We start from the raw sequence: 7,575 nt of genomic DNA, 5'->3' as shown, positions 1-7,575 counted from the left end.
GCCGCCTGAGGTGGTGTGCTCGCCGGGTCCGTTCATTGTCTTCTTCGAGTGGGACAAGTCGGACATCACGCCGGAAGCAGCGTCGATCCTCGACAACGCGGTTACGCAGTACCAGTCGTGCGGCAACGCGCAGGTCATGCTGGCCGGCCACGCCGACCGTTCGGGTGCGGCCTCCTACAACGTCGGCCTGTCGCAGCGCCGTGCCGACGCGGTGAAGGGCTACCTGACCTCGAAGGCGATCCCGGAAACCGTGATCTCGACCGAAGCGTTCGGCGAAAGCCGCCCGCGCGTCGACACGGCAGACGGCGTCCGCGAGGTTCAGAACCGTCGCGTGGAGGTCACCTACGGTCCGGGTTCGGGCATGTAAGACCTTTCGTCTCACCAGACGAACTGGGAGGGGTCGGATATTTCCGGCCCCTCTTTGTTTATGGGCGCGGGCGATCGACCGTCGCGGCGAATGGATGGATCAAATTACCGTCGGGTGGCTGGCGCTCGTCAGCCGGTGGCCTTCGACTAGGTCCGTTCACAGGCCAGAGGCATCGCGCGCTGCGGTGCATTGTTCCTCGCTGGCGTTACGCTTCGGTCATACATCCCTGATGACGGAGCATCAGCGTGCCGCGGCGACTGCCGTGCCGGTCGCGCTTCAGGATCTCAGCCGGGTGGCTCGGAGCTTCGAAGGCGGCTTCAGGTCATTCTCGGCAGGCGGATACTGGATGCACCCCGCCCCAGCAGCGGCCGAGGCGCAGGAGCGTGCCGCCCGCAACCGGCCGAGCGAATGCATCTTACGACCTGTCTGACTGCGCCGAAATTAGGATGATGGCGGTGCGATCACGTTCCCGTGGTTTGGCGCGCGGACCGGCTTTCCTTGCCGAAGGTCGTCCGAACCGTGGCCAGACTGCCCTCGTGTGACCTCATGTCTCGGTGCGTAGTCGAGTGGACGCGCTTCAGGCGCGCCTCAGCCGGCTCTGGCTGACGCTCAGAGCAGCCAGCCCTTGGGTGTTCGACTGATGCTTCTGCTTTCAGGCTTCGAATTATGCAGCGCAGCTCAAGCACATCGTTGCGATCTACCTTCGGCCGTGCTCGCTCTTACGTCGTTGGAGAGGCGAACCCGAGACCTACGGCCGAGTTATCCGGGTGACATGCCCCATCTTGCGGCCAGCCCGCACCTCGCGCTTGCCATAGAGATGAACGTGCGCATTGGGTTCGCCGAGCAGATCAGCCCAGCGATCCACGTCGTGGCCGATCAGATTTTCCATCGTCACGCCCGAACCAGTCAGGCCAGTGTCCCCGAGCGGCAGGCCGCAGATCGCACGGACATGGTTCTCGAACTGCGAAGTCACTGCGCCTTCGATCGTCCAATGCCCCGAATTATGGACCCGCGGCGCCATTTCGTTGAACACCGGACCGTTCTGCGTGGCGAAGAACTCGCAGGTCAGCACGCCGACATGGTCGAGCGCGTCTGCGATCCGCCCGGTCAACGCCGCGGCCTGCGTCCATTGCGCTGCAATCGGCGAAGGTGCGGGGATGGTGGAGCGGGCCAGGATGCCGTCCGCATGCTCGTTCCACGGCGGCGGATAGCTGACCATGGAGCCGTCTTGCCCGCGCACGAGCACGATGGAAAACTCGTGGCTGAAGGTCACGAACGCCTCGAGCACGGCGGCTCCGCCGACCGTGGCCCACGCCTGATCGGCATCTGCCGGCGTCGACAGCCGCGCCTGTCCCTTGCCGTCATAGCCCATGCGCGTCGTCTTGAGCACGGCAGGCGTGCCGATCTCGTGAACGGCGGTGTCCAGTGCCTCACGCGTGGCAACGGCAGCCCAGCGTGCCGGCGTGCCGCCCAGCTCGGCCACGAACGCCTTCTCCGCCAGCCGATCCTGCGCAACGCGAAGACTGGTGGGCGAAGGATGAACCGGCTTGCGGTCAGCGAGCCACTCCACCGGCTCCGCGGCGATATTCTCGAACTCGTAGGTGATCACATCGCATTGCGCGGCGAAGTCGGCCAGTACCACGCGGTTGTGGTAATCGGCCCGGGTCAGCGACGAGGCCGTCTGGGCCGCCACGCTTTCCCGATCAGGCGCGAGCACATGGGTGCGATAGCCGAGCTGCGCCGCAGCGGCAGCGATCATCCGCCCGAGCTGGCCGCCGCCCAGGATGCCGATGGTCGATCCGGGTGGCAGCGGCGTCATGCCGGCAGCTCCGCGACGCTGTTGGTCTGCGCCGCGCGCCATTGCTTCAGACGGTCGGCCAGTGCTTCGTCACTGACGGCCAGGATAGCGGCGGCAAGCAGGCCAGCGTTGATCGCGCCAGCCTTGCCGATCGCGAGCGTACCGACCGGAATGCCACCGGGCATCTGAACGATCGACAGCAGGCTATCCATGCCCTTCAGCGCCTTTGACTCAACCGGCACGCCGAGCACCGGCAGATGTGTCATCGCCGCCGTCATGCCGGGCAAGTGCGCAGCCCCCCCCGCCCCCGCGATGATCACCTTCAGGCCGCGATCGGCTGCTTGGGCGGCATAATCGTACAAGCGTTGCGGGGTGCGATGCGCGGAGACGACCCGGGTTTCATGCGGCACGCCGAGCGCCTCCAGCGTCTCGGCGGCATGCCGCATCGTTTCCCAATCGGAGGTCGAGCCCATGATGATGCCGACGTGCGCCATTTCCGGCGGTTAGCGAGGGACAATGGCGAGGGCAACAGGAAGCTGCCGCCGTGGCGGCGAGGAGAGGCGGTTAGCTGTCACTTGCCGCCATGCCGGCCTGAGGGCACCGCGCATCATGCTGGCGCGCGGAAGACGCTGAGGTCAGGCGGTGCTAGCGGTATGAATTTGGGTTCAATGCCAGGACGCGCGCCACATCCCGCTCAATGACGCGGCTGGTAACCCGCTCGATCAAGCGGTGCGCGCTGCGCCACGGGCGCAACTCGCCATCGCGACGGCGGTGCCCATCGATCAAGCGGCTGCCCCAGCTTTCGATTGCCGGGCCAGTGGCGCTCGGAATATCCTGCGCAAGCACCAGCGAGGGAAAGGGCAAGGCGATCGCAGGAGAGGCAAAGGCGTCTGGCTTGTCCGCCTGGTTGGCGGGCGGATCGAACAGAAGCGCGCCGGCGACGCGGGACACATAGGACGCCGGCGACAAGCGCGCCCACCAAGAGGCAGCGTGACACCCGATCCCTTCCGCCACGAGCACCACGGCGCGATCAGCGCGCATCACTGCTGCATCGAGCTGCGCTGCCCAGATGCTGCGCCGTTCGCCGCCCTCGAGGATGACGTGCTCGTCACCTTGGCTCGGCCAGCGCAAGCGGGAATTCCACGCCGGCGACTCCACACCGGGGGCGCCGATCGTGATGATCGAGAAACGGTCAGGCATGATGGCCGTGGCGATCGACATGGCGACCTTCTCCGAGTCCTGTGTGATCGGATCATGCCATCAACGGTGAGGCCGCGGCAATGGGTTACGTGACCACCCCTTAGGGGTTGGCCGCCGCGCGGGCACGGGCTAGCCGTGAAATCCGCAAGGCTGAGCCATTACCCGGTCGAGATGCGCGGTCAGGCGCGGCTCCAGGCGAAATCCAGCCGTGTGTCGCCATCGACCATCCCCGACGCAGCAAAGCTCCGTTCGATGATCACGCCTGTTCCATCGGCAGCGATGGCAATCACGGTGCTGCAGCGCGTTCCGTAAACGCTGTCGCGGATGAAGACTGGTCGCTCTCCCTCCACGGCGGCCTGCTCGTCGGCAAGCAGACCGAGCAGGTCCTCGGGCGCGCGATCCTGCGTCAGCCATGCGCCGAGCGCCTGGGTAAGCGTCCGCGTACGTGGCCAGGGCGGATCGAGTGGGCCGTTGGAGATGCCGTGCAGCCCGCGTGCGAGCGGCTGATGCACCAGGGCGGGGCGGTTGCTGCGGAATGCCGCATCATCGCCAATCGTCATCAGGCTGAATCCGCCGAACGCGTCCAGCACGGCATCATCGGGCAAGTCGCCCGTGCGCAGATAGTCCGCCACCAGCGCGCCGCGGGATGGGGCTGCTCCACCGCGGGGATAACCGGCGACGTTGGTCACCACAGCGAAACGACCTTGTTCGGACACGCCGATCCAGCCGCCGCCGGACACGAGATCGCGCCCGCCCAGGACGTGAGGCGCATCGTCCCACCGCATCAACGGCGCCGAGGGGCGTGCATGAAACTCGTCGCGATTGCCTGCAACCACGAGGTGCCAGCGTGGACTAGCCGCCAGCGCAAGCGCAACGACACACATCAGCCGCGTCGACGTAGGGAAAGGTTCATCCGACGCCCTTACCTTCTTTCGCGCGCCTCCGGGAACTCCTGCGATGGGGCTCCACGCACCTGATGGAGGCGGTCACAGCTTCAGCCGACCAGCGCGCGGTCGCGCAGGCCCCGCCAGACCCGGACCGCTTGCACCGTTTCGGCCACGTCATGAACCCGCAACAGCTGCACGCCCGCCTCGGCACCCTTCAGCGCAAGCGCCACCGACCCGCCCAGCCGTTCGCCAACGGGTGCCTCGTTCGACAGCGCGCCGATCAGGCGCTTGCGACTGGCGCCGAGCATGATGGGGCACCCCAGGCCATGGAACATCGCAAGGCCGTTGATGAGCGCCAGATTGTCCTGCAGTGACTTGCCGAAGCCGATGCCGGGATCCACCATGATCCTGTCACGTGCCACACCGCCGCCCACCAGCGCTTCTATGCGCGCCTCTAGCCAGTCGAAGACGTCCGTCACGACATCGCGGTAGCCGCCGCTGCCGTGACCGCCTTTCTCCGGATCCGGCGAATGCATGATGATGACCGGGGCGCCAGTGCGCACCACGACGTCCAATGCACGCTTGTCCCACAGCAGCGATGAAACATCGTTCACGATGGCCGCCCCGGCCGCTAGCGCGCGCTCCATCACCAGTGCCTTGCGCGTGTCGATGGACACCAGCGCGCCGGCGGACGCGAGCCGCTCGATCACCGGCACCACGCGCTCGGCCTCGTCCTGTTCCCACACCGTCGCCGCGCCGGGGCGGGTGGACTCGCCACCAACGTCGATCAGGCCCGCGCCGGCGCCCGCCATGATCATCCCGGCCGAGGCGGCAGCGGCCGGATCGTCGCGGTGGACGCCGCCGTCGGAAAAGCTGTCCGGCGTCATGTTGAGGATGCCGGCGACGACCGGCTGATCGAACCGGAGCGTCCGTGAGCCCAGCGTCCATGAAGGTCGTGCCGTCGTGATCCGCCGGTGAAGCTCGGCTGCTCTGGCGCCAAGGCTGGTGATCTCGGCGACCGGAACGGCGCGTCTCCTGCCTCCTTCGCTCACCTCGTAGCCGGCGAACCACTGCATGCCGCCAGCGAGCCGGGCGACCGCGCCGTCCGGATAGGCAAATGGCGCGTCGACGAAGTGGATCGGGCGGAGATGCATGGGCGGCCTTCGGATTGCGACGCTTCAGGCGTGTGGCGCAGGTGCGTCAGCCGCGCAAGGCGGGCAGGGTGCGCCCTTGTGCAGGATCGTGACGCACCTTGGCGACCCATGATGCCCGGCCGGCTTCGCTTGAACGGCCGGACCTGGAGTCGCAAAAACTGCTCAGACCTGCGTCGCCAACAGATAGGTCTGCCGCAGGGCATCGATCGGCTTCAGCGCGCCTTCCGTCTCGTAATGCCAGAAGCTCCAGCCGTTGCAGGCCGGCGCGCCCTGCAAGGTCGCACCCAGCTTGTGGATCGATCCGACCGAGCCACAGTCGCTGGCGAGGCTGCCATCGGCGCGCACCGTCGCACGGTAACGGCGCTTGGCGTCGGTCACCACGCTGCCCGCCGGCAGAAAGGCATTTTCCACCAGCACGCCAAAGGCAACCTTGGGCTGCTGTCGCGGGCTCTGCATGGTCGTGAGCGCCGATTCATCGAGCGGCAGGGCATCCGCGATTCGGGCGCGGGCGGCATCGATATAGACGTTCTCGCGCTCGATCCCGATCCAGCGGCGCCCCAGCCGCTTGGCCACCGCGCCAGTCGTGCCCGTGCCGAAGAACGGATCGAGCACCACGTCGCCCGGCTTCGTGCAGGCGAGCAGGATGCGGTACAGCAAGGCCTCCGGCTTCTGCGTCGGGTGCACCTTGTGCCCGTCCGCACCCTTCAGCCGCTCCTGACCGCCACAGATCGGAAATTCCCAGTCCGAGCGCATCTGCAACTCGTCGTTCAACGTCTTCATCGAGCGATAGTTGAAGGTGTATTTCGCCTTTTCGCCCTTCGACGCCCAGATCAGCGTTTCATGCGCGTTGGTGAAGCGCGTGCCGCGGAAATTGGGCATCGGGTTGTTCTTGCGCCACACGATGTCGTTGAGGATCCAGAAGCCCAGATCCTGCACCGCCACGCCGACGCGGAAGATGTTGTGATAGCTGCCGATCACCCAGATCGTGCCGTCATCCTTCAGGATGCGGTTCGCCTCCGCCAGCCAGGCGCGGGTAAAGGCGTCATAGGCGGCGAACGTGTCGAACTTGTCCCAATCGTCCGTCACGGCATCGACATGGCTGCCGTCTGGTCGGAACAGCTCGCCCCCGAGCTGCAGATTGTACGGTGGATCGGCAAAGATCATGTCCACCGACTTCGCCGGCAGCGCGCGCATCTGCGCGATGCAATCCCCCATCAGGATCTCGTCCAGCGGCAGCACGACCGTCTCTTCCGGCGCAGCTGCCCGGGCCCGACGCACGCGCGTTTTCTCAATGACACTCATGCGTTTCCCCCTTCTCGCACGCGACCGTCGCTTCGGGGTGGACTCGCCGTCAAGCATTCAGTGAATAGTACCGCCGCGGGCCATTTCGTTCGCCGGGCGGAACATTTCGCGCACCATCCCAGATATTGAGTCTGCCCGGGGCCATCGACTCAATCGGTGGGGTGTGGCGCAAAAGACTCAGAACGGAAGAACCGTCTGTGCGACCGGTGCGAAGCTACGCCGATGGAGCGGTGAGGGGCCATGTTCGGCCAGTGCGCGGCGGTGCGCGGGGCAGCCATAACCCTTGTTGGAGGCCCAGCCGTAGTGCGGATATGATTCGTGATGCGCCAGCATGATGGTGTCGCGCGTGTGCTTGGCGACGATGGAGGCGGCGGCGATGGAGCGGCTTTGCGCATCACCGCCGACGATCGGCGTCGCGGCATAGCCCCAGCGGGGCAGGCGATTTCCATCGACCAGCACGTGGCCGGGAGCGCAGCCAAGCGCGGCCGCGACCTGATCCACCGCCAGCGTCATCGCCTTCATCGTCGCCCAGTAGATGTTGAGCGTGTCGATTTCCTCCGCTTCCACGATTCCCACGCCCACCATGGCGCAATCCCTGATCCGCCTGCACAGCCGTTCCCGCTCGCCGGCCGGCAGCTTCTTCGAATCGTCGATGCCGCGCGGCACGCCGCGCGCCGGCAGGATCACCGCCGCCGCCACGACCGGGCCGGCAAGCGGGCCACGACCTGCCTCGTCCACGCCGACGACGGGCGCGAGGTACAGGCGTTCGTGCTTCAATCCAGGCATTGGTGGTCGGCGCTCTCAACGGTGATGCCGGCCTTTAGCAAGGTGCGCTGCCAGGCAGAATGGCCGATTGTCGCGGCACGC

The 7,575-nt window shown here is 66.5% G+C and carries 8 protein-coding genes; 1 reads left to right on the top strand and 7 read right to left on the bottom strand.

Annotated features, from left to right (window positions below; all coding sequences use genetic code 11):
* Positions 1 to 367: OmpA family protein (locus AX702_RS03155; RefSeq protein WP_156455335.1), on the top strand; the 367-nt coding region annotated here is incomplete at its 5' end.
* Positions 368 to 1,115: 748 nt separating this feature from the next.
* Here the strand turns inward: AX702_RS03155 and AX702_RS03145 are convergent.
* From AX702_RS03145 to AX702_RS03115, 7 genes are all read right to left on the bottom strand, one after another.
* Positions 1,116 to 2,186: a 5-(carboxyamino)imidazole ribonucleotide synthase gene (locus AX702_RS03145; protein ID WP_066776020.1), complete on the bottom strand. Its 1,071-nt coding sequence runs from the start codon at positions 2,184 to 2,186 to the stop codon at positions 1,116 to 1,118.
* The gene (gene purE / locus AX702_RS03140) at positions 2,183 to 2,659 is read right to left on the bottom strand and encodes a 5-(carboxyamino)imidazole ribonucleotide mutase (RefSeq protein ID WP_066776003.1); all 477 of its coding nucleotides are present in this window, start codon (positions 2,657 to 2,659) and stop codon (positions 2,183 to 2,185) included. Before purE ends, AX702_RS03145 begins: the two co-directional genes overlap by 4 nt.
* Positions 2,660 to 2,810: 151 nt before the next feature.
* Complete coding sequence (locus AX702_RS03135) at positions 2,811 to 3,386, bottom strand: alpha/beta hydrolase (protein ID WP_066776000.1); 576 nt, start codon at positions 3,384 to 3,386, stop codon at positions 2,811 to 2,813.
* Between the two features lie 158 nt (positions 3,387 to 3,544).
* Positions 3,545 to 4,249 carry an NRDE family protein gene (locus tag AX702_RS03130; RefSeq protein ID WP_066775996.1) on the bottom strand — a complete coding sequence of 235 codons (705 nt, stop codon included), beginning with the start codon at positions 4,247 to 4,249 and terminating at the stop codon, positions 3,545 to 3,547.
* Between the two features lie 110 nt (positions 4,250 to 4,359).
* The gene (gene folP, locus AX702_RS03125; RefSeq protein ID WP_066775994.1) at positions 4,360 to 5,406 is read right to left on the bottom strand and encodes a dihydropteroate synthase; all 1,047 of its coding nucleotides are present in this window, start codon (positions 5,404 to 5,406) and stop codon (positions 4,360 to 4,362) included.
* Between the two features lie 162 nt (positions 5,407 to 5,568).
* Positions 5,569 to 6,708 carry a site-specific DNA-methyltransferase gene (locus AX702_RS03120; RefSeq protein WP_066775991.1) on the bottom strand — a complete coding sequence of 380 codons (1,140 nt, stop codon included), beginning with the start codon at positions 6,706 to 6,708 and terminating at the stop codon, positions 5,569 to 5,571.
* 177 nt (positions 6,709 to 6,885) lie between these two features.
* The gene (locus AX702_RS03115; RefSeq protein ID WP_066775982.1) at positions 6,886 to 7,494 is read right to left on the bottom strand and encodes a ribonuclease HII; all 609 of its coding nucleotides are present in this window, start codon (positions 7,492 to 7,494) and stop codon (positions 6,886 to 6,888) included.
* Positions 7,495 to 7,575: the final 81 nt, after the last annotated feature.

Origin of the sequence: Sphingomonas sp. CCH5-D11 (genome assembly GCF_001557395.1) — a bacterium.
GTDB lineage: Bacteria > Pseudomonadota > Alphaproteobacteria > Sphingomonadales > Sphingomonadaceae > Sphingomonas.
Note: the sequence above shows the minus strand (reverse complement) of the source record. Positions and strands in the feature narration are given on the sequence as shown.